This window comes from Microbacterium petrolearium (genome assembly GCF_054782875.1).
The window spans coordinates 64,465-86,171 of the sequence record NZ_BAAGRQ010000009.1 but is presented as its reverse complement, the minus strand read 5'-3'; the positions used below and the strand labels follow the sequence as shown (position 1 = coordinate 86,171).

General features: G+C 74.8%; 18 protein-coding genes. 10 read left to right on the top strand and 8 right to left on the bottom strand.

All coding sequences use genetic code 11. From position 1 onward, the window contains the following. Window positions 1-4 precede the first annotated feature (4 nt). Entirely contained in the window at window positions 5-3,469 is a 3,465-nt protein-coding gene (locus tag ACYVJ0_RS09090) for a UvrD-helicase domain-containing protein (RefSeq protein ID WP_460817394.1), read from the bottom strand. Continuing rightward, window positions 3,466-6,711 (bottom strand): PD-(D/E)XK nuclease family protein, encoded by a 3,246-nt coding sequence (locus ACYVJ0_RS09085; RefSeq protein WP_460817392.1) that lies wholly within the window; start codon window positions 6,709-6,711, stop codon window positions 3,466-3,468. Before ACYVJ0_RS09085 ends, ACYVJ0_RS09090 begins: the two co-directional genes overlap by 4 nt. Window positions 6,712-6,871: 160 nt before the next feature. On the opposite strand from ACYVJ0_RS09085, the gene ACYVJ0_RS09080 reads away from it, so the two are divergent. Both ACYVJ0_RS09080 and ACYVJ0_RS09075 read left to right on the top strand, forming a co-directional pair. Then, on the top strand, window positions 6,872-7,096 hold the full coding sequence (locus tag ACYVJ0_RS09080; protein ID WP_449853363.1) for a DUF3107 domain-containing protein: 225 nt from the start codon (window positions 6,872-6,874) through the stop codon (window positions 7,094-7,096). A gap of 1 nt (window position 7,097) precedes the next feature. Continuing rightward, entirely contained in the window at window positions 7,098-7,388 is a 291-nt protein-coding gene (locus ACYVJ0_RS09075; RefSeq protein ID WP_460817390.1) for a hypothetical protein, read from the top strand. A 101-nt stretch (window positions 7,389-7,489) separates the two neighbouring features. Here ACYVJ0_RS09075 and ACYVJ0_RS09070 read toward each other — a convergent pair whose 3' ends face one another. Beyond that, window positions 7,490-8,203, bottom strand: a complete 714-nt coding sequence (locus ACYVJ0_RS09070) for a ferritin-like fold-containing protein (protein WP_449853365.1) — start codon at window positions 8,201-8,203, stop codon at window positions 7,490-7,492. Between the two features lie 194 nt (window positions 8,204-8,397). Between ACYVJ0_RS09070 and ACYVJ0_RS09065 the strand changes: the two genes are divergently transcribed. Together ACYVJ0_RS09065 and ACYVJ0_RS09060 are read left to right on the top strand one after the other, a co-directional pair. Then, window positions 8,398-9,846, top strand: a complete 1,449-nt coding sequence (locus tag ACYVJ0_RS09065; protein WP_460817388.1) for a DEAD/DEAH box helicase — start codon at window positions 8,398-8,400, stop codon at window positions 9,844-9,846. Between the two features lie 20 nt (window positions 9,847-9,866). Beyond that, window positions 9,867-10,361 (top strand): DUF2087 domain-containing protein, encoded by a 495-nt coding sequence (locus ACYVJ0_RS09060; RefSeq protein WP_460817386.1) that lies wholly within the window; start codon window positions 9,867-9,869, stop codon window positions 10,359-10,361. On the opposite strand, the gene ACYVJ0_RS09055 is transcribed toward ACYVJ0_RS09060, so the two are convergent. Further along, window positions 10,358-11,215, bottom strand: a complete 858-nt coding sequence (locus ACYVJ0_RS09055) for a PHP domain-containing protein (protein ID WP_460817385.1) — start codon at window positions 11,213-11,215, stop codon at window positions 10,358-10,360. The genes ACYVJ0_RS09060 and ACYVJ0_RS09055 overlap by 4 nt on opposite strands. A gap of 110 nt (window positions 11,216-11,325) precedes the next feature. On the opposite strand from ACYVJ0_RS09055, the gene ACYVJ0_RS09050 reads away from it, so the two are divergent. The 3 genes from ACYVJ0_RS09050 to ACYVJ0_RS09040 are packed head-to-tail and all read left to right on the top strand — an operon-like array spanning window position 11,326 to window position 14,737. Next, window positions 11,326-12,351: an endonuclease/exonuclease/phosphatase family protein gene (locus ACYVJ0_RS09050; RefSeq protein WP_460817383.1), complete on the top strand. Its 1,026-nt coding sequence runs from the start codon at window positions 11,326-11,328 to the stop codon at window positions 12,349-12,351. Between the two features lie 56 nt (window positions 12,352-12,407). Continuing rightward, on the top strand, window positions 12,408-13,340 hold the full coding sequence (locus ACYVJ0_RS09045; RefSeq protein WP_460817382.1) for a hypothetical protein: 933 nt from the start codon (window positions 12,408-12,410) through the stop codon (window positions 13,338-13,340). Further along, on the top strand, window positions 13,337-14,737 hold the full coding sequence (locus tag ACYVJ0_RS09040; protein ID WP_460817380.1) for an aminopeptidase P family protein: 1,401 nt from the start codon (window positions 13,337-13,339) through the stop codon (window positions 14,735-14,737). The genes ACYVJ0_RS09045 and ACYVJ0_RS09040 overlap by 4 nt, the downstream gene beginning before the upstream one ends. Window positions 14,738-14,825: 88 nt before the next feature. On the opposite strand, the gene ACYVJ0_RS09035 is transcribed toward ACYVJ0_RS09040, so the two are convergent. The 4 genes from ACYVJ0_RS09035 to ACYVJ0_RS09020 all read right to left on the bottom strand — a co-directional run bounded on the left by ACYVJ0_RS09035 (window position 14,826) and on the right by ACYVJ0_RS09020 (window position 18,593). Beyond that, entirely contained in the window at window positions 14,826-15,986 is a 1,161-nt protein-coding gene (locus ACYVJ0_RS09035) for a cystathionine gamma-synthase (RefSeq protein ID WP_449853372.1), read from the bottom strand. After that, window positions 15,983-16,984, bottom strand: a complete 1,002-nt coding sequence (locus ACYVJ0_RS09030; protein ID WP_449853373.1) for a pyridoxal-phosphate dependent enzyme — start codon at window positions 16,982-16,984, stop codon at window positions 15,983-15,985. Before ACYVJ0_RS09030 ends, ACYVJ0_RS09035 begins: the two co-directional genes overlap by 4 nt. Window positions 16,985-17,148: 164 nt before the next feature. Continuing rightward, the gene (locus tag ACYVJ0_RS09025; RefSeq protein WP_460817377.1) at window positions 17,149-17,817 is read right to left on the bottom strand and encodes an alpha/beta hydrolase family protein; all 669 of its coding nucleotides are present in this window, start codon (window positions 17,815-17,817) and stop codon (window positions 17,149-17,151) included. After that, window positions 17,814-18,593: a YflT domain-containing protein gene (locus ACYVJ0_RS09020; protein ID WP_460817375.1), complete on the bottom strand. Its 780-nt coding sequence runs from the start codon at window positions 18,591-18,593 to the stop codon at window positions 17,814-17,816. Before ACYVJ0_RS09020 ends, ACYVJ0_RS09025 begins: the two co-directional genes overlap by 4 nt. Window positions 18,594-18,712: 119 nt before the next feature. On the opposite strand from ACYVJ0_RS09020, the gene ACYVJ0_RS09015 reads away from it, so the two are divergent. The 3 genes from ACYVJ0_RS09015 to ACYVJ0_RS09005 are packed head-to-tail and all read left to right on the top strand — an operon-like array spanning window position 18,713 to window position 21,692. Beyond that, window positions 18,713-20,014 (top strand): magnesium transporter MgtE N-terminal domain-containing protein, encoded by a 1,302-nt coding sequence (locus ACYVJ0_RS09015; protein ID WP_460817374.1) that lies wholly within the window; start codon window positions 18,713-18,715, stop codon window positions 20,012-20,014. Beyond that, window positions 20,014-20,550, top strand: coding sequence for a DUF1003 domain-containing protein (locus tag ACYVJ0_RS09010; protein ID WP_460817372.1), 537 nt, complete (start codon window positions 20,014-20,016; stop codon window positions 20,548-20,550). Before ACYVJ0_RS09015 ends, ACYVJ0_RS09010 begins: the two co-directional genes overlap by 1 nt. Beyond that, window positions 20,547-21,692: an Mrp/NBP35 family ATP-binding protein gene (locus ACYVJ0_RS09005; RefSeq protein ID WP_460817370.1), complete on the top strand. Its 1,146-nt coding sequence runs from the start codon at window positions 20,547-20,549 to the stop codon at window positions 21,690-21,692. The genes ACYVJ0_RS09010 and ACYVJ0_RS09005 overlap by 4 nt, the downstream gene beginning before the upstream one ends. Window positions 21,693-21,707 lie beyond the last annotated feature (15 nt).

The window sequence follows — 21,707 nt, the reverse complement described above, 5'->3', positions numbered from 1 at the left end:
GGGCTCAGGAGCCGGTCGAGCCGGGCGCCACCGAGCCGATCGACGTCGCGGACCTCCACCGCTCGACGAGCTCCTCCTCCGACCAGACGTCGTCGCCGCGCAGCACGAGCTCGTCCGACACGTAGAACAGCGCCACGTCGATCCGCTCCAGCGGCACGCCGTGCCTGCGGTGGTACGCGAGCCGGTAGAGGGCCAGCTGCAGCAGGCGGTCGCGCTTCTCGGCGGCCGTGCGCGGCGCGGCGCCCGTCTTCCAGTCGACGATCTCGATGCGGTCGCCGCGGCGGTAGACGGCGTCGAGCTTGCAGATGACGATGTGCGGCGGCTCGCCGTCGCGCCCCGGCAGGGCGAAGTCGATCTCGGTCTCCACCTCGAGGGGGCGCAGCGGCGCCCACTCGCTGCGCTCGAAGATCGCCCGCAGCCGGGCCAGCTCGGCCTCGTCGGCCGCCGACATCGCCTCGCCCGCGCCCTGGCCGGGATCGGCCGCCTCGGCACCGAAGAGCTCGTCGTCGCTCTCCCACAGGGCGTCGTCGGGAGACGGCCCACGACCAACGAGGCCCGAGCGCTGCTCCACCCACTGGTGGAAGAGCGTGCCGAGCCGCGTCTGGCGATAGGGACGCTCCGGCATCGGCCGGGCGATCTGCGAGACCGTGCCGGCGAAGTCGGTCACGTAGTCCTTGAAGCGCGACGCGGGAACGCGCGTGGGCGGGCGCAGCGCCGGCGCGCTCTCGCGGCGGCGGCGCTCGTCCAGCAGCCGGCGCAGCTGCGGCGTCGGCTCGGCGGGCTCGCCCGCCTGGGCCGCGCGGGCGCGCGCCGCGGCCCCCTCGACGGGTGCGCGCCGGGCGCCGAGCGGGTCGAGCGGCCACTGCAGCGTGCCGCCCTCGCCCTCGTAGGGGTTCTCGTCGGCGTCCGGCGGCTCGATGGGCGGCAGGCCGAGCTCGTCGATCACCTCGATCAGGTACGTGCTGGGGTCGCGCGGCTTGGACTGCCCGGCCCACGACGAGCCCGTCAGCAGCAGCCGTGAGCGCGCGCGGGTGACCGCGACGTAGGCGAGGCGGCGCTCCTCCTCGAGCTGATGCTCGCGGCTGGCCGCCTTGAACGCCGCGATGGCCGCGGCCAGCTCCTTGGCCGTGCTCTCGGGCCCGGGGTGCCAGTCCAGGTGCGGCAGCGCGTCGCGATCGCCGCGGAAGGCGTAGGGCAGCTGGCCGAAGCCGAGCCAGCCGAAGGTCGTGGGCGGGCTCTTGGGCAGCTCGTCCTTGACCATGCGCACCACCGCCACGGCGTCCCACTCCAGGCCCTTCGAGCCGTGGATCGTGAGCAGCTGCACGACGCCCGGCTCCGGCGGCTCGGCCCGCGGCATGAGCTCGTCCGTCTCCTCCGCGTGCGCCAGCCAGGCCAGCAGGCTGCCGATCGTGCCGCGCTCGTCCGCGTCGAGGAAGGCGCGCACCTCGTCGGCGAAGGCGCGCAGCTGCGTGGCGGCCACGCGGGCCGGGCCGCGCGACTCGTTCGACGCGAGCTCGACATCGAGCCGCAGCTCGAGCTCGATGAGGCGGATCAGCTCGGGGATCGGCTGCCCGGCGGCCCGGCGCAGCCGCTCGAACACGCCGGCAGCCTCGCGCAGGCGCGCCCTGCCCTCGGGCGTGATCGCCTCCAGCAGGCGGTAGTCGTCCGGCACCGAGCGCACGAACTCGAGGGCGTCGATGATCGAGACCTGCTCATCGGCTCCCGACGACGCCCGGATGCGCTCGAGCAGCTCGTCCGACAGCGGCACGAGCGCGCCGTCGCGGCGCGACAGCGTGGTGGCGAGGTCGTACAGGGCCGCCATGTCGGCCACGCCCACACCGAAGCGGGGGCCGACGAGCAGCCGGATGAGCGACGAGCCCTGCGTGGGGTCGTGCACCACGCGCAGGGCCGCGACGACGTCGGTGACCTCGGGGGTGGCGAGCAGGCCGCCGAGCCCGAGGATGCGGTGCGGGATGCCGCGGCGGTCCAGCGCGTCGGCGAACGTCTGCATGTGCTTCTTGGCGCGGAACAGGATCGCGCCCGTGTGCGGCCTCTCGCCCGCATGGGCCGCGCGCACCTGCGCGAACCACTCCGCGACGGCGTCGGCCTCCTCGTCGACGGTGCCGGTGAAGCGGTGCTCCACGCGACCCTCCCCCACGCCCGGCCGGTCGCGCAGCGGCTCGACGGGCAGCCGGCCCGGCCGCCGCAGCGGTTCGAGCAGGCGGTTGGCCGCGCGCAGCACGGCGCTGTCGTTGCGCCAGCTGATCATGAGGTCGTAGCGCGCCGCCGGCACCTCGGCCGCGAACGCCGCGGCGAACGCGTGCAGGTTGTCGGCGCTCGCGCCGCGCCACCCGTAGATCGACTGGTTGGGGTCGCCCACGGCCATCACGGGCGCGTCGCGGAAGACGGTCGACAGCAGCCGGGTCTGGATGACGGAGGTGTCCTGGTACTCGTCCAGCAGCACCACGCGGTACTGCTCGCGCAGCTCGCGGCCCACCTGCGGCGCCCCCTCGATGATCTCGAGCGCGCCCGTGACCTGGTCGGCGAAGTCGAGCACGCCGCGCCGGTCCTTCTCGGCGCCGTACTCGCGCACGAGCTCGAGCAGCCGCGGCAGCGCGCGCAGGTTGTCGCACGCCTTCTCGATGTCGCCCTTGGTGGCGCGCTGCCGGTTCGCGAACGGCTCCATGCGCTCGGCGAGCTCGGCCGCGTGCCGCGCCACCGCGTCGAGGTCGGCGCGGTGGTCGAGCGCGTCGCCGGCCAGCCGCTGCACGGCCTCGACGATGGTGGACAGGGCCGGATCGATCTCATCGAGCCCCGCCTCGTCGGCCCGCATCACGACGGCGCGGCTGAGCAGCCACGACGCCGACTGCGACAGCAGCGCGGCCTCGGGATCGCGGCCGATCCGCGCCACGTGCTCGCGCACGATCGCGTCGGCGAAGGCGTTGTAGGTCGCCACGCGCGGCCGCTCGAGCAGGCCGGCCACGCCCGAGGCGCGCGACGGATCCCAGCCGGTGCCGTAGGCGCCGGCGAGTTCGTCGAGCACGGCCCGGCGCACGGCGCGCTGCGCCTCGGGCGCCGCGGCGGCGATGCGCTCGAGCGCGCCGGAGGCGACGATCTCGGGCAGGTGCGGCAGCAGGCCGCGCTCGTCGAACTCGCCGATCCGCTGCAGGCGCGCGCCGATCCGCTCGGCCAGCTCGCCCGCCGCCTTGCGCGTGAAGGTGAGGCCGAGGATCTGCGAGGCCTCGACGTGGCCGTTGGCGACGAGCCACACCACGCGCCCGGCCATCGTCTCGGTCTTGCCGCTGCCGGCACCGGCGACGACGAGCGCCGGACCCGCGGGCGCCTCGATGACCTCGCGCTGCGCGGCGGTGGGCGTCGGCTGCCCCAGCGCGGCGGCGATCACGTCGGCCGACAGCGCGAGCGGGCCGGTCCACGCCGGCGCCGCGGCGGCGATCGCGGGCGCGGTCACGAGGCGCTCACCGCCTTGACGGTGTGCGGGCGGCACAGCGTGGGCCGGTGCGAGCCCCGGCAGTGCACGTCGACGTTGGCGGTGAAGCCGGCGGCCGACATGCCGCGCGCGGCCTCGGTGACGCGGCGCAGGAAGGCGGCGCGCGCCTCGGGACCGAGCGCGGGCTGGTGCGCCACGCGGTACGCCGACTTCGCGGTCTTCTGCGAGACGACCACGAGCCGCGCCCCCGCGAGCGAGCCGGGTGGGGCTCCGGGCACGAGGCCCGCCTCGACGGCGAGCTGATAGGAGGCCAGCTGCGCGTCCTCGACGACCTTCGCGTCGGAGGTGCGGTCCTCGTACTTGCCCGTCTTCAGATCCGCGATCACCACGGCCTCCGCGGCCGCGCCGTCCGCCGGGCGCGTGGCGACCCATCCGCGGCCGCGCGCGTCGGCGTGCTCGCCGCCGCCGGCGGGGTACGCCTCGACGCGGTCGATGATGCCGCTCAGCAGCGCGTGCGGGCCGAGGTCGGGCGCCTGCTCTCCCTCGGGGATGCCGACGACGCGCGGCTCGTCGTCGAGCGTGACGGCGAGGCGGAAGCGCGCCTCCGCCGCGACGGGCCGGCCGCCCTCGTGGTGCACGTGCCGCAGGTAGCGATGCAGGCGCTCGACGTACTCCTCGGCGCGCCGGCGCTCCTTGCGCTCGATCCAGCCGGCCTCGAACTCCAGCTCGCCCCAGCGCGCGTCGAGCACGCCGCGCATCGTGCCGAGGTCGCCGTCGGGCGCCGCCTCGAGCGCCGCGTGCAGGATCGTGCCGATGCCCGCCGACGGCGCGCCGGCGGTGTCGCCGCCGAGCGCGCGGATCGCCCAGTCGAGCCCGCACGCCTCGAACGTCTCCATGCGCGACGGCGAGACGCGCACCGGCCGCGCGTCCGGATCGACGAGGGGGGCGGTCGTGGAGGGGCCGCGCACGCCGTACCACTGCGCCGGGTCGGCGCCGGGCGCGCCCTCGCCGGCCAGCACCGCGAGCTGCGCGGCGGCGTGCTCCTTCGCGGCGTCGGGGGCGGCCGACGTGAGCGTGCGGCGGTGCCGCGCGACGAGCCCGCGCAGCGTGAGCGGATGCTCGATCGGCTCGGCCGCCTCGTCCTCCGGAGGCTCGGGCAGCAGGGTGAGCAGCGGGCTCGGGGTGGCGTCGTCGTCGTCCACGGCCGTCACGAGCAGCCGCGAGCGCGCCCGCGACACGGCCCGCACGAACAGCCGCAGCTCGTCGTGCAGCGCCGCCCTGCGGCGGTCGAGCACGCCAGCCGGCTCGGGGGCGGCGGTGCCGGATCGCGCGGCGGCGACCGCGTCGGCCAGCCGCCAGGAGTCGAGCAGGCCGCCGCGCAGCCGCACGTTGGGCCACACGCCGTCCTGCACGCCCGCGATCACGACGGCGTCGAACTCCGTTCCCAGCGCCATCGCCGGCGTCAGCAGGGTGACGGTGCCGGGGCGCTCGGGGGCGGTGAGCGCGTCCTCGGGCACGTCGCTGTCGAGGATGTCGTGGATGAACGGCTCCGGGCCCTCCCCGGGTGAGCGCTCGTTGTAGCGCTTGGCCGCGTCGAACAGCGCCACGAGGCCGTCGAGCGCGCGCCCCGTCTCGGCCGCGAGGGGCTGCGCGGAGACCGCGACCTCGTGCCACGCGCGCGACAGCCGCCGCCCGTCGGGCGTGCGGGCGCGATCCCACGCCTCCCACAGCAGCTCGTGGATCGTCGCGCCGGCGCGACCGAGCTCGTGCAGCCGGCGCAGCGTCTCGGCGAGGCGGTGCGCGGAGCGCGCCTCGGCGGTGTCGATGAACGTCAGGTGCACGGAATCGTTCAGCGCCTCGCGCAGCAGCTCGCGCGCGGGCCGCGTGCCGCCGGCCTCGAGCTCGCGGTGTCGCAGCCGCGCGCGCAGCCGGCGCGCCCCCACGCCGTCGAGCCCGCCGAACGGCGAGCGCAGGGCCTCGAGCAGCGCCTCGCCCTCGCGCTCCTCGGGTTCCGCGAGCCCCAGCCGCACGAGCTCCACGAGCTGACGAACGGCGCGCTCGCTGCCGAGGGGGCGCTGCACGCCCGCCGCCCGCGTGGGCACCTCGCGCGCGGCGAGCTCGGTCTCCAGGGCCGTGATCTGCCGCGTGTCGTGCGCGATCACCGCCATGCGCTCCCACGGCACCCCGTCGTCGAGATGCCAGGACCGCAGCGCCCACGCGATGCGGTCGGCCTCCTCGTACGGCGACGACGCGATGCGCGCCTCGACGACGCCGGGCGCCTCGACCTCTGGCCCGGGCGCGCGGCGGTGCTCCACTCGTCCGCCCGCGCCGATCTGCTGCGTCACGGCGCGCGCCAGCCGCGCGATCGCCGCGTGTCCGCGATGGTCCGCGTCGAGCACGTGCACGGGGCCGAGCACGCCCGCCAGCCGCGCGAACAGCTCGGGCGTCACTCCGCGGAAGGCGCCCGATCCGATGTCGGGGTCGCCGAAGGCGAGCACCGCGACGCCGCGGGCACGCAGGGCCGCCACCAGGTCGATCCCGCCGCGCGTCAGCTCCTGCGCGTCGTCGATGAGCACCGCGCGCAGCCGATCCAGCTCGCCCAGCGGCTGGCCGCTCGCGAGCACCTCGGCCGCCTCGCGGTACAGCTCGGCGCTGTCGCGGTGCGCGGCGCGCATGCCCGAGAGCACGTTGCGGTAGTCGCGCACGAATCCCGCCACCGCCGTCCACGTCTCCGATCCGAGCGCCTCCAGCTCCGCCGGCGCGACGCCCAGCTCGGTGAGCTCCGAGAGGAAGGCGCGCAGCTCCGAGCGGAAGCCGGCCGAGCGGCGGACGGTGGGGCCGAGGTGCGCGGGCCAGCGGGAGCGGCCCGCAGCCTCGTCCAGCTCGTCGCCCTCCAGGAGCTCGGCGATGATCCGGTCCTGATCGGCCCCCGTGAGCAGCTGGGGCGGGTCCTCGCCGCGCCGCACGGTATCGGCCCGCACGATCTGGAAGGCGAGCGACCCGATCGAGCGCGCGAGCGGGCCGGGGGTCGCCACGGCGACCCGCACGCCGAGCTCGTCGCGCAGCCGCGTGGCCGACGGCCGCGTGGGCGTGAGCACCACGACGGCCTCCGGGCCGAGGGCGGCGGACGCGAGCAGCCGCGACACGCGCTCGACGAGCGCCGTGGTCTTGCCCGTGCCCGGCGCGCCGATCACGGTGCCGGACGCGTCGGCGGGCAGGTCGATGACAGCGCGCTGCGCGAGGTCGGGGGTCTCGAGGGGCACGACTCCACGGTAGCCAGCACCGCCGACATCGCGCGGCCGCATCGCGGGGCCGCCGCCCCTGTTCGCCGTCAGCGTGCGCGCCGCCCCGCCCACGGCCGATCGCATAGGCTGACACCAGCCCGGCACCGGCCGTGGCGCGCGCGACGAAAGGCAGTCATCCGTGGAGATCCGCATCGGCATCACCAACACCGGCCGCGAGCTCAGCTTCGAGTCCGCCGAGTCGGCCGAGACCGTCAAGAAGACCATCGCCGCGGCCCTCAAGGAGGGCACCATGCACATCGAGCTCGTCGACGCGAAGGGCACGACCTACCTCGTCCCCGTCGCGAACCTCGCGTACGTCGAGATCGGGTCCGAGGGCAAGCGCCCCGTCGGCTTCGTCTCCTGACATGTACATCCTGCTGGCGCTGATCGGGGCCATCGCGCTGGGCATCGGCCTGCACTACGCGCTCCCCCACCGCGAGACGCGCGGCATCGTGCTGACCCCGGGTGTGGCGGCCCTCGTCGCCGCCGCCGTCTACGCCGCGCTGACGTGGATCGGCTGGGGCGAGGCGAATCCGTGGCAGTGGGTCGCGACGCTCGCCGCCGCGATCGTCGTCTCCGCCGCCGTCGCGCTCACCCTCGGCATCGCCCGCACCCGCCGCGACGACGCCGAGCGCCGCCGCCTCCGCATCGCCTGATCCGGCCCCCTGGTTCCCGCGAGACAGCATTCCCGCGCCGAGACAGCGTGCACACGCCACTGTCTCGGCGCGCAGATGCTGTCTCGCTGAGGAAGCCGGGATCAGGCGGCGAGGCCGAGCGCGTCCATGCGGCGCGCGTGGGCGGCCATGAGCGCCGTGAAGACCGGCTCGACGCGCTTCTCGTCGTCGAGGCCCAACCGCTCGGGCGCGAGCGCCGCGCGGGCCACGAGCAGCGTGTCGCCCACGAGGCGGCGCGCCCACATCGACAGCAGCGATCGCATCTCGTCGTCGCCCTCGATCGTGGCGCGCAGCAGCTGCTCGAGCTGATCGCGGTCGCTCGCCTCGCCGAGGATCTCCGACACCCGCCGCCCGGTCGATCCGTAGCTCGAGGCCAGCGCCAGGTAGAAGTCGTCGAGCATGCCCGCCGTGATGTACACCGACAGCATGGTCTCGCGCGGACGCGCGCCGATCGTCGCGCCGCGGAACGCGTCGAGCTGCTCGCGGAACGGCAGCATCACCTCGGTCGGATCGCCCACGCGGTCGGCGATGAGCCGCACGATCTGGCGGTGCTTGCGCAGCGCGCGGCCGGCGGCGAGCGAGAGCGCCTCCTTCTCGGCCAGCTCCGGCGTGGCGCGGATGAGGCGCGTGAGGGTCTCGAAGTAGCCCAGCTGCAGGTACGCGGCCTGGCCGAGGAACGTGGCGACGTCCGGTGCCAGCTCGGCGAAGTCCACGCGCCGCGCGTCGCCGAGGTCGCCGCGCGAGCGCAGCTTGAGGATGCGCGCGGGCGGCCGGCGCCGCCAGAACCAGTTCACCACGGAGGCGATCCTACGCGGCGGCGCCCGCGCCACGCGGATGCGCGCGCCACGCGCCGCTCAGGGGCTTCCCCGCACCGATCCCCTAGGCTGGTTCACGGCCCCGCCGACGGACGCGGGGCGCCGCGCCTGGGAATCGAGAACGGCGTGGACCCTTCGTACGGGCGGCGCGCGCCGCCGGACAGGCTTGATTCACAGTGACCGCATTCGCCGACCTCGGTGTCGATCAGGACATCATCGACGCACTCACCGCCAAGGGCATCGCCGACGCCTTCCCGATCCAGGAGCAGACGATCCCGCTGTCGATGCCCGGACAGGACGTCATCGGCCAGGCCAAGACGGGAACCGGCAAGACCTTCGGCTTCGGCATCCCCGTGGTGCAGCGCCTGGGCCTCGACCCCGAGCCCGGCGTGAAGGCGCTCGTCGTCGTGCCCACCCGCGAGCTCGCGGTGCAGGTGTACGAGGACATGGACCTGCTCACCTCCAACCGCTCGACGAGCGTCGTCGCCATCTACGGCGGCAAGGCGTACGAGGGGCAGATCGACCAGCTCAAGGCGGGCGCGCAGATCGTGGTCGGCACGCCCGGCCGCCTCATCGACCTCGCCAACCAGCGCCTCCTCGACCTGTCGAACGCAACCGAGGTCGTGCTCGACGAGGCCGACAAGATGCTCGACCTCGGCTTCCTGCCCGACATCGAGAAGATCTTCACGCGCCTGCCCGCCAAGCGGCACACGCAGCTGTTCAGCGCGACCATGCCCGGCCCGATCCTCACGCTCGCGCGCCGCTTCATGTCGAACCCCATCCACATCCGCGCCACGGATCCGGACGAGGGCCTCACCCAGGCGAACATCAAGCACATCGTCTACCGCGCCCACTCGCTCGACAAGGACGAGATCATCGGCCGCATCCTGCAGGCCGAGGGCGTCGGCAAGGTCGTGATCTTCACGCGCACGAAGCGCGCGGCCCAGCGCCTGGTCGACGAGCTGAACGACCGCGGCTTCAACGTGGGCGGCGTGCACGGCGACATGGGCCAGGAGCAGCGCGAGCGCTCGATGGCCGCGTTCAAGGCGGGCAAGGTCGACGTGCTCGTGGCCACCGACGTCGCCGCACGCGGCATCGACGTGGACGACATCACGCACGTGATCAACCACACGATCCCCGACGACGACAAGACGTACCTGCACCGCGCGGGCCGCACCGGCCGCGCCGGCAAGACGGGCATCGCCGTGACGTTCGTGGACTGGGACGACCTGCACAAGTGGGCGCTCATCAACCGCGCCCTCGAGTTCGGCCAGCCCGAGCCCACCGAGACCTACTCGTCGAGCCCCCACCTGTTCACGGATCTGAACATCCCCGAGGGCACGAAGGGGCGAATCGCCTCCGCCCCGAAGGCCGAGCGTCCCCGGCGCCAGCCGTCCGCGCAGCGCGCGGGCGAGGGCGAGGGATCGTCGCGCCGCCGGCGCCGCCGCACGGACGATGCCGGATCGGGCGAGGGCGGCGCGGCCGCGACCGCCGAGGGCGAGAAGCCCGAGGGCGCGGGCACGCACGACGGCTCGGGCAAGGAGCACCACGACGGCAAGCCCGCCGCGGCGCGCCGCCGTCGTCGCCGCCGCCGCTCGTCCGGTCAGGCCGCGCAGGGCGCCTGACCCGCACGCACGGAGCGCGCGTGGAGACCTGGCGGGCGATCGTCGCGGCGCTGGCGAACGACGCCGCCCGGGTGGCGTACGCCCGGATCGTCGCGGGCGACGCCGACGCCGCGTTCGAGAGGCTGAGCCCGTCGCGCCGCCGCCACGTGGCCGACACGCTCGTGGGCGCCGGCCTCGTCACCGAGGCGGACGGGCGCTGGATCGCGGACGGCGAGGTGTTCCGCGCCGCCCTGCGCGCGGCGCCCGCGCCCCCGCGCGCGACGGGCCCCGAGCGCTTCCTCGACGCGGACGGCCGCATCGCCCAGTATCCGGCGAACAAGACGGTCCGCGGCGAGCTGCTCGCCCTCATCGCCGAGCGGGCGCTGCGCCAGGGCGAGGTCGTGGCGGAGCGCGAGATCAACGAGCGGCTCGCGTCCTTCACCGACGACGTCGCCGTGCTGCGGCGCTATCTCGTCGACTACGGACTGCTCGAGCGCACCGCCACCGGCTCGGAGTACGCGCGCCCGTCGACCTAGGGCGTGACGGGTTCGATCCCCGTCGCCCCGTCGATGATGCGCGCCACCGCCTCGGGCGATGTCGTGTTCTCGCCGATGCGGTTCGGTTTGCCGGCGCCGTGGTAGTCGCTCGATCCCGTGACGATGAGATCGTGCGCGGCGGCGAGCTCGCGCAGCGTCTCGCGGCCCGCCGCGGTGTTCTCGCGGTGATCGATCTCGAGTCCCCCCAGGCCCGCGCCGATCAGCTCCTCCAGCACGGGGATCGGGAGCATGCCACGGCCGGCGGGGTGCGCGATCACCGACACTCCCCCGGCCCGTGCGATCGCCCGCACGGCATCGAGCGGCGAGGGCGCATAGTGGGCGACGTAGTACGGGCTCGCGGGGTGGAGCATGTCGGCGAACGCCTCCTCGCGGCTCGGCACGATGCCCTTCGCGATGAGCGCGTCGGCGATGTGGGGGCGGCCCACGGTGGCATCGCCCACGCGCTGCGCGAGCACGTCGTCCCACGCGATGTCGTAGTCGCGCGCCAGGTTGCCGACGAGGCGCTCGGCGCGCCCGATCCGGTCCTCCCGCACCCGCTGCATCATCGCCGCCAGCTCGGGGGCCGCCGGATCGAACAGGTAGGCGAGCACGTGCACGCTGCGCCCGCGGTGCTTCGCCGAGACCTCGGCCCCCGGCAGCAGCGTCATGCCGAGCGACGCGGCGGCGTCGGCGGCCTCGTCCCACCCGATCGTCGTGTCGTGGTCGGTCAGCGCGATCGTGCGCATCCCCGCCGCGTGCGCCGCGACGCACACCGCGGCGGGCGGCTCCGTGCCGTCCGAGCAGGCCGAGTGCAGGTGCAGATCCGCGGGCCCGGCCGCTCGTTCATCGCCCATTCCCCCGATGGTAATGCGGGCGGCGCGGGCCGCCGATCCGATGGCGCGCGGCCACGCGGCACACGGTCGACATCCGCCATACGCCCAGGTGACGACCGTAGGCTCGCCTCGTGCGTGTGCTCGGGTTCCTCTTCACGGTGCTGTTCGCATGCGCCACCGCGGTGCTCTCGTTCCCCCGCTTCTTCCGCGTGGAGCACATGTTCCCCATCGCGCAGATCATCGCGGTGCGCGGTCTGCTGGTGGTGTGCTTCGCCGGCATCGCGCTGTTCTTCCTGCTCGTCGCCGCCTCGCGCGCGGCGCGCGGCTTCGCGCTGTCGATGGCGATGGTCGCCGCGGTCGGCGCGATCCTGGGCGGCGTCGCGCTCGGCATGCGCGGCTACGGCGACGACACGCTGCCGGCCGCGACCGACACGAGCGTGCGGGTCATGACCTGGAACACGGCGGGCGACGCCACGGGCGCGTTCCGGGTGGCGCAGACGGCGATCGCGATGGACGCCGACATCATCGCCCTGCCCGAGACGGCGCAGTCGGTGGGCGAGCAGGTCGCCGTCGAGATGCGCGAGCTCGGGCGCCCCATGTGGGTGCACCACGTGGCGTACAACGACCAGGACGCGCCGACGCCGCAGGCCTGGGAGACGACGATCCTCATCTCACCCGAGCTGGGCGACTACTCGGTCATCGAGTCCTCCAGCGACGGCTCCAGCAACACCACGGTGCTGCCGAGCGCCGTGGCGATGCCGGTCGACGGCACGGGCCCCATCGTCGTCGCCGTGCACGCGGTGGCGCCCCGCCCCGCGTACATGGACGCGTGGCGGGACGATCTGCGCTGGATCGCGGATCAGTGTGCCGACGGCAACGTGATCATCGCCGGCGACTTCAACGCGACGATCGATCACATGCAGCGCTTCGGGGTGGACGGGCACGACCTCGGCTACTGCTCCGATGCCGCCGCCGAGACGGGCAACGGCGCGGTCGGCACCTGGCCGACGAGCATCCCCTCGCTGCTGGGCACCCCGATCGACCACGTGCTGCACTCCGACGCGTGGCGCCCCACCGGCTCCATCGTGCTGACGAACCTCGACAAGGCGGGCAGCGACCACCGCCCCCTCGTCGTGCAGCTCGAGCCGGCCGGCTGACGCACCCCGCCGGCGTCTCCCAGCGATCTGTCACGGGGCGCCGGCACGCTCACGGCGTGAGCTCCCCGAAACGGATCCCGGCCGTCGCGGCCGTCCTCGTCGGCGTCATCGCCGCCCTCCTCGCCCTGCTGCCGTGGATCGCCACGGGCATGCGCCTGCCCCTGCAGAACCGGTGGGCGACCCCGACCCTGCCCGCCCACATGCCCTTCGCGCTGCTGCCGTTCAGCCAGTACACGCTGCCGTCGCTGTTCGGCCTGCTCGCGCTCCCGGGCGCGCTCGCGGGGCTCGCGCTGCGCGATCGCGTGGCCGCGCGGGGCCGCTGGCTCGCGACGGGCGGCATCGCGATCGTACAGGCGGTCGCGATCGCGCAGACGGGGATCGTCACCGCGGGCGGCATGCGCCAGGCGGGCTCGCCGACCTTCGCGACCGACGTGCGCTCGATCTCCACGGCCGCCGCGCTCTACGTCACCGCGATCGTCGTGTTCTGCGTCGTCTCGGCGGCGATCGGCGTGCTCGCGCTGCACCTCGCGACCCGCGCGCCGGTGACCGGCGCCGCCCTGGGACTCGCGGCCGGCGCCGTGGCGGCCGGGTTCTGGCTGCGGGCGTGGTTCGACGTCGCCGGCCCGTTCTCGCTCGATCCGCCGGCCGCGCTCGTGTGGGGCTCGCACTGGCTTCCGGCGATCCTCGTCGGCGCGATCCTCGCGTGGACCGGCCGGCGCCCCGGCGCGTGGATCGGCTCGCTCGCGCTGCTGTGGCTCGCGCCCGCGCTGCTGTGGGGCCTGCTCGGCGCCGTCGCGTCGCGCGTCAACCTCGGGTCGTGGGGGCCGATGCTCGAGTCGGGGGTGACGATGCTGCGGATGCGGCTCGTCGACGGCGCCTGGCCGGTGCTCCTCGCGGCGGCGATCGGGCTCGCCGGGTCCGTCGCCCTCGCCCTGCGGCGCCGCCGCGGCACCCCTGTGCCGGGCGCGGGTGAGACACTGGAGGCATGAGCGACACGACGACCGCGGAGCAGCAGCAGGCAGAGGCGACCTCCAACCGCAAGCAGCCGTTCCCGCAGGGATTCCTCGACACGATCGGCGAGGGCTGGGCCGAGAAGGCCGAGCCCGTCGCGCCCGCGCGCGAGCAGGCGCCGTTCGCGGCGGGGCGCCGCGAGGCGGTGTCGGCGGCATTCCCCGGCAAGCGCCTCGTGATCCCGGCCGGCTCGCTCAAGCAGCGCAGCAACGACACCGACTACCCGTTCCGCGCGCACTCCGCGTTCGCGCACCTGACCGGATGGGGCAGCGACGCCGAGCCCGACTCGGTGCTCGTGTTCGACCCGACCGACGAGGGCCACGACGTCACCCTCTACTTCCGCGAGCGCGCCGACCGCACGACGGCCGAGTTCTACTCGGACGCGTCGGTGGGCGAGTTCTGGATCGGCCCGCGCCCGTCCCTCGACGGCGTCGCGGCCGACCTGGGCGTGGCCACCGCGCACATCGACGCGTTCGAGGCGCGCGAGGGCGACGTCGTGCTCGACGAGGACGCCGAGCTCAGCCGCTTCGTCTCCGAGCTGCGCCTCGTGAAGGACGAGTACGAGCAGGAGCAGCTGCGCGTGGCCGTGGACGTCACGGCGCGCGGCTTCGACGACATCGTGCGCGAGCTGCCGCGCGTGATCGAGCACCCCCGCGGCGAGCGGATCATCGAGGGCGTCTTCCACCAGCGCGCCCGCAGCGACGGCAACTGGGAGGGCTACGACACCATCGCGGCGGCCGGCCCCCACGCGTGCTACCTGCACTGGACGCGCAACGACGGCCGCGTCGTGTCGGGCGATCTGGTGCTCATCGACGCCGGCGTGGAGGTCGACAGCCTCTACACCGCCGACATCACCCGCACGCTGCCCGTGAACGGCACGTTCAGCCCCGTGCAGCGCCGCGTCTACGAGGCCGTGCGCGAGGCGGCCGACGCGGCCTTCGCCGCCGCCCGCCCCGGCGTGACGTTCCGCACCGTGCACGAGACCGCCATGGAGGTCATCGCCGCGCGCACCGCGGAGTGGGGCCTGCTGCCCGTCACCGCCGAGGAGGCGCTCGACGCCGACCGCGGCGGCCAGCATCGCCGCTACATGGTGCACGGCACGAGCCACCACCTGGGCATCGACGTGCACGACTGCGCCGCCGCCCGCCGCGAGATGTACTACGACGGCATCCTCGAGCCCGGCATGGTCTTCACGATCGAGCCCGGCCTGTACTTCCAGATCGACGACCTCACCGTTCCCGAGGAGTACCGCGGGATCGGCGTGCGCATCGAGGACGACATCCTCATGACGGCCGACGGCCCCGTGAACCTCTCGGCCGGCATCCCGCGCACGGCCGACGAGGTCGAGGCCTGGATCGCACGCCTCGCGCGCTGACGCCGTCGCCCTGACCGATCCGCGCGGAGCCGCGCTGACCCCGTCCCGCGGCGATTCGAGCTGAGGCCGCCGGGCTCGCCGCGGTGGCTCAGCGCAGCGCGTCGTCGAGGTCCTGCAGCAGGTCGTCGACGTCCTCGATGCCGACCGACAGGCGCACGACCTCCGGCGGCACGGCGAGCGCGGTGCCACGGACCGAGGCGTGCGTCATGGCGTCGGGGTAGTTCACGAGCGACTCCACCCCGCCGAGCGACTCGGCGAGCTGGAACAGGCGCGTGCCCTCGGCGAAGCGCCGCGCCGCGGCGGCGTCCTCGAGGGCGAGCGAGACCATGCCGCCGAAGCCCGACATCTGCCGCGCGGCGATGTCGTGGCCCGGATGCGACGGAAGGCCCGGGTAGTACACGCGGGCCACGCGGTCGTGCGCGTCGAGGAACTCGGCCACGCGCTGCGCGTTGGCGCTGTGGCGCTCCATCCGCAGGCCGAGCGTCTTGATGCCGCGCGTCGTGAGCCAGGCGTCGAGCGGGCCCGAGACCGCGCCCGCGGCGAACTGCAGGAAGCCGACGCGCTCCGCGAGCCCGTCGTCGTCGAGCACCACGGCGCCGCCGACGACGTCGGAGTGGCCGCCGAGGTACTTCGTCGTCGAGTGCACGACCGCGTCGGCGCCCAGCGCGAGCGGGCGCTGCAGGGCCGGCGACGCGAACGTGTTGTCGACGACGACGGTCGCGCCGTGGGCGTGCGCGGCGTCCGCGAGCGCGGCGATGTCGACGATCCTCAGCAGCGGGTTGCTCGGCGTCTCGAGCCACACCACGCGCGGGCTCTCGCGCCGCAGCGCCTCACCCACCGCGTCGGCGTCGCCGAGGTCGACCACGCTCACGGTCACGCCCCACGGTCCGAGGATGCGGGTGAGCAGCCGATACGTGCCGCCGTAGACGTCGTCTCCCAGCAGCACTGTGTCGCCCGGCTGCAGCAGGGCGCGCAGCAGCGCGTCCTCGGCGGCCAGGCCCGAGGCGAACGACAGCCCGTGGCGGCCGCCCTCGAGCGCGGCGAGCTGCCGCTGCAGCGCCGTGCGCGTGGGGTTGGCCGCGCGGCCGTACTCGTAGCCGTCGCGCAGCCCGCCGATCCCGTCCTGCACGTACGTGGACGAGAAGTGCACGGGCGGGATCACCGCGCCGGTCGCGGCGTCGGCGTCCTGGCCGGCGTGCACCGCGGCGGTGGCGAAGCCGTGCGGGCGGTCGTGCGGGGATGCGGTCATGGGGTGGTCCTCTCAGACGGGGAATCGATGGGCTCGGGGGCCGCGTCGCCGAGGCCGTGCGCGCGCAGCCAGTCGTCGTCGAACACCTTGCCGAGGTAGCCGCGGCCGTGGTCCGGCAGCAGCACGACCACGACGGCGTCGGCGGGCAGGTCGCGGGCCACGCGCAGGGCCGCGACGACGGCGAGCCCGCTGGATCCGCCGACGAGCAGCCCCTCCTCGCGCGCGAGGCGGCGCGTCATGGCGAACGACTCGGCATCGGACACGCGCTCGTAGGCGTCGACGACGGTCGGATCGAAGGTGCCCGGCCAGAAGTCCTCGCCCACGCCCTCCACGGCGTAGCCGTGCACGGGGCCGCCGGAGTAGATGGATCCCACGGGATCGGCCCCGACGATGCGCACCCGGCCATCCGACACCTCGCGCAGGTACCGCCCGGTCCCCGTGATCGTGCCGCCCGTGCCCACGCCCGCGACGAAGTGCGTCACGGTGCCGTCGGTGTCGCGCCAGATCTCCGGCCCGGTCGTCTCGTAGTGGCTGAGCGGGCCCTGCGGGTTGTCGTACTGGTTGGGCTTGTACGCCCCCGGAGTCTCGGCGACGATCCGGTCTGAGACGCTGTAGTACGAACGCGGATCCTCCGGCGCGACGTCCGTGGGCGTCACGACCACCTCGGCGCCGTACGCGCGCAGGACGGCCCGCTTGTCCTCGGAGACCTTGTCGGGCACGACGAAGACCGTGCGGTAGTTCCGCTGCTGGGCGACGAGCGCGAGCCCGACGCCGGTGTTGCCGCTGGTCGGCTCCACGATCGTGCCGCCGGGCCGCAGGAGCCCGTCGCGCTCGGCGGCGTCGATGATGCGCGCCGCGATGCGGTCCTTGGCGGAGCCGCCGGGGTTGAGGTACTCGACCTTCGCCAGCACCGTGGCGGCGATGCCCTCGGTGACGCGGTTCAGACGGACGAGCGGGGTGTTGCCGACGAGCTCGGCGATGCTGCGCGCGTAGCGCATGGGATTGTTCCTCTCGGTGCCGCGCGGGGCGCGGGCGCTGTCGACGGCTGTCTGCGGGCGCGCGAATGCGCTCAGCGACAACAGCGACAGGTGAGGATCACGTGGCCATCCTGCCCGCTCCGCGGCCCGGCCGGCGAAGTGTGACGGAACATTGCGTCCGCGTCCTACGCGCCGCGCACGAACTCCGCCACGAGCGGCGCGAGACCGCGGCCGATCCCGTCCGCCGGGCGCCGCGCGCCCTTCACCTCGAACGAGTGATTGGCGCCCGCGATCCACGCGATCCGCGCGTCGCGGCAGTCGGCGACCGCGGCCTCGAGCTGCTCGCGCGGCTGAACGAACGGATCGTTCTCGCCCTCGACGAACAGCTGCGGCACCGTCACGCGCGGCAGATGCTCGGCTCGCGGCTTCTCGGGCCGCCCCGGCTGGTGCAGCGGATAGCCGAGGTAGATGAGCCCCTCGACGGGGAAGTCGCCCTCGGCGGCCGCCATCGACGCCATCCGCCCGCCGTACGACTTGCCGCACGCCCACACGCGCTCGGCCCGCGTGCGCGCCTCGGCGAGCACGGCGCGCCAGGCGAGGATCGCGTGCGCGGCGGGGCCGGGCATGCGGCGGCCCGCGGCGACGTAGGGGAACTCGAAGCGCAGCGTGCGGATGCCGAGGTCGTTGAGCCCCGCCGCGAACCCCGTGAGGAACGGGTGGTCCATGCCGGCGCCCGCGCCGTGCGCGATCACGACGGTGTCGGCCGCGTCGGCGGGCCCGCTCCAGGCGGCCCCGACCTCGACCGGGCCCGCCGGCAGCGCGGCGGCGACGCGGATGCGGGCCTCGGCCGTCACGCGCGGTCGGCGTCGCGCCCGGTCGGGCCCTCGGACTCGGACTCGTCGGCGCGCGGCTCGTCCGAGTGGGGCTCGTCCGACCGCGGCTCGTCGGCGCGCGGCTCCGCCGGCTCGGCCTGGGGCGCATCCCCGGGTGCGGGCGGCACGGGAGCGGCCTGCGGCGGGAGCGGCGGCACGGGCGGGATCGTCGGCGCCTGCGGCGCGGAGGCCGGGCGGTCGTCGATGCGGATGCCGTAGCGCGGAGGCTCGAGGGGCGCCGGCGGCGTCGGCGCGGCGGCGCGAGCGGACGGCGCGACCCTGCCCGGGCGGTCGCCGCCGCCCAGCACGTCGCGCGCGCTGGACACGTGCGGTCCCGACACGGCGATCTCGTAGTGCTCGGCGATGGGCGCCGTGATGCTCGTGTAGTCCCGGCGGCGGCGCGTCAGCGAGTAGGTCAGGATCTGCATCATCATGCCGATCGCGACACCCACGAGCAGGCAGCCCAGCAGCACCTGGATCGACAGGGTCGGCGACAGCAGCGTGAAGATGGCGCCGAACATGAGCCCGAGGAACGCGCCGTTCAGCGCCCCCGACCAGGCCGCGCGGGCGTAGCCCATGCGGCCGGTCACCATCTCGACCGCCTTCAGCCCCGCCCACACGATGCTGATCTCGCGCGCGGGGACCTCGGCCTCGATGAGCTTGGAGACCGCCTTCTGCGCGGCCTCGTAGTCGCCGTATCGCGCCACGGTCTCGCCGACGTTCTGCGGCGTCCGGCCCGTCCCACCCAGCATGCTCATGCCTCGATCATCCCACGCGCCGCCCGCGCGCGCCTTTGCGCCGGCTATGGATGCCCTGTGCCGCGCGGCTCCAGGCGCGCCCCCGTCCCGCCCGGGCACCGCGGTCTACGCTGGGAGGCGTGAGTACGCAGAGGGTCTTCGTGGCGCGCCTGGCGGGATGCCCGGTCTTCGACCCCTCCGGCGACCGTCTCGGGCGGGTCCGGGACGTCGTCGTCGTGTACCGAAGTTCCGGCTCGCCGCGCGTGATCGGCCTCGTGTGCGAGATCCCCGGCCGCCGCCAGGTGTTCCTCTCGATCGGTCGGATCACCTCGATCTCGACCGGCCAGGTGATCACCACCGGCCTCATCAACGTGCGCCGCTTCCAGCCCCGCGCAGGCGAGCTGCGCGTCATGGCCGAGATGATCGGCCGCCGGGTCGAGTTCGTCGACGGCACGGGCACCGCCGTCATCGAGGACGTCGCGATCGAGCCGAACCGGCTCGGCGAGTGGTCGATCGGGCAGCTGTTCCTGCGCAAGCCCAAGACGAGCGCCTCGCCGTTCGCGAAGGGCCCCACGACGTCCGCCACGTGGAGCGAGGTGCGCGAGCAGCGCCGGCCCGGCGAGGCGCAGTCGGCCGAGCGGCTGGCCCAGACGTTCGCCGACCTCAAGCCCGCCGACCTCGCCAACACCCTGCTGGATCTGCCGGAGGCGCGCCTCATCGAGGTGGCCGAGGAGCTCTCGGACGAGCGCCTCGCCGACGCGCTCGAGGAGATGCCCGAAGAGGACCAGGTGCGCATCCTCGAGCGCCTCGGCGACGAGCGCGCCGCCGACATCCTCGACTCGATGGATCCGGACGACGCCGCGGACGTGCTCGCCGAGCTGCCGCAGCAGCGCCTCGAGGAGCTGCTCGAGCTCATGGAGCCCGACGAGGCCGAGGACGTGCGCATGCTGCTGCGCTACGGCCCCGACACCGCCGGCGGACTCATGACGAGCGAGCCCATCACCCTGCCCGCCGACGCGACGATCGCCGAGGCGCTCGCCCTCATCCGGCGGCACGAGCTGCACCCCGCCCTCGCCGCGAGCGTGTTCGTGACGCTGCCGCCGTACGAGACGCCGACGGGCCGCTTCCTGGGGGCCGTGCACTTCCAGCGGATGCTGCGCTATCCCCCGCACGAGCGCGTCGGCGCGATCCTCGACGACACGCTCGAGCCGCTGCTCGTGACGGCCCCGGCGGCCGAGGCCGCGCGCCGCCTGGCGAGCTACGACCTCGTCTCCATGCCCGTGGTCGACCAGGCCCACCGCCTCGTCGGCGCGGTCACGGTCGACGACGTGCTCGACTACCTGCTGCCCGACGACTGGCGATCCCAGGACGCCGATGACGAGCGCATCACCGCGCCGCCCGAGACGGGCACGATCGCGCTGCCGCCGGGAGGTGCGCGGTGATGGCGCGCGCCCGCGACCTCGAGACGCCGCGGGGCCGCACCCCGCGCTTCGTGGAGACGCAGCCCAAGGGCAGCGACCGGTTCGGTCAGGCGACCGAATGGATCGCGCGCGCCATGGGCACGCCGTGGTTCCTGCTCGGGCTCACGCTCTTCTGCGCGGTGTGGATGGCGTGGAACACGCTCGCCCCGGCGGCGTGGCGGTTCGACTCCGCCGCGCTCGGCTTCACCGCGCTCACGCTGATGCTGTCGCTGCAGGCCTCGTACGCGGCCCCGCTCATCCTGCTCGCCCAGAACCGGCAGGACGACCGCGACCGCGTCTCGATGGAGCAGGATCGCCAGCGCGCCGAGCGCAACCTCGCCGACACCGAGTACATGGCGCGCGAGATCGTGGCGCTGCGGATGACGATCGACGAGCTGCGCGAGCAGCAGGTCACGCGCGAGGCGCTGCGCGACGAGCTGCGCGCGCTGCTGGCCGAGCTGGGCGACGACGGCTCCCCCGCGCCCCCGGGCGAGCGGCGCCGGAGGGATCGGGCGTGACGGACCTCGCCGAGCGGGTGCGCGAGGCGGTCGGCCGCGTCTCCGATCCGGAGTTGCGCCGCCCGCTGTCCGAGCTCGACATGGTGCGCGGCGTCACGGCCGCCGGCGACGCCGTGCGCGTCGAGATCGCCCTGACGATCGTCGGCTGCCCCGCCGCCGACCGCATCGAGGCCGACGTGCGCCGCGCGGCGGAGGGCGTGCCCGGCGTGGGCGAGGTCGCGCTCGAGATCGGCGTGATGACCCCGGCCGAACGGCAGGCGCTCACCGACCGGCTGCGCGGCGGACCGGCGCGCGTCATGCCCTTCGGTCCCGACTCGCTCACCCGCGTGATCGCCGTCACGAGCGGCAAGGGCGGCGTCGGCAAGTCGACCGTCACGGCCAACCTCGCCGTCGCCCTCGCCGCGCGCGGCCTCAAGGTGGGGCTCGTCGATGCCGACGTGCACGGCTTCTCGATCCCCGCCCTGCTCGGCCTGGCGCGCGGCGGCGAGATCGCGCAGCCGACGCAGCTCGACGACCTCATGCTGCCGCCCGTCGCGCACGGCGTGAAGGCCATCTCGATCGGCATGTTCCTGCAGCGCGGCCAGGACGGGCGGCTCGGCGCCGTCGCCTGGCGCGGGCCGATGCTGCACCGCACCGTGCAGCAGTTCCTTACCGACGTGTACTTCGGCGACCTCGACGTGCTGCTGCTGGACATGCCGCCGGGCACGGGCGACGTGGCGATCTCGGTCGGCCAGCTGCTCCCCCACGCCGAGGTGCTCGTCGTCACCACGCCGCAAGCCGCCGCCTCGGACGTGGCGGTGCGCAGCGGGCTCGTGGCGCGCCAGACCGGGCAGCGCGTGGCCGGCGTGGTCGAGAACATGGCGGCGATGACCCTGCCCGACGGCACGACGCTCGACCTGTTCGGCTCGGGCGGCGGCGACGAGGTCGCCCGCGCCCTGTCCGAGGACCAGGACGCCGCCGTGCCCGTGCTCGCGTCGATCCCGCTCAGCCCCGCGCTGCGCGCCTCGGCCGATGCGGGCGATCCCGTCGTCGTCGCGCACCCGGAAGATCCGGCGGCCCGCGCGATCACCGGCCTCGCGGCGACGATCGCGGCCCAGCCGCGCGGCCTCACCGGTCGCCGCCTGCCCTTCTCGCCGTCCTGACCCCCGGTCGCCTCG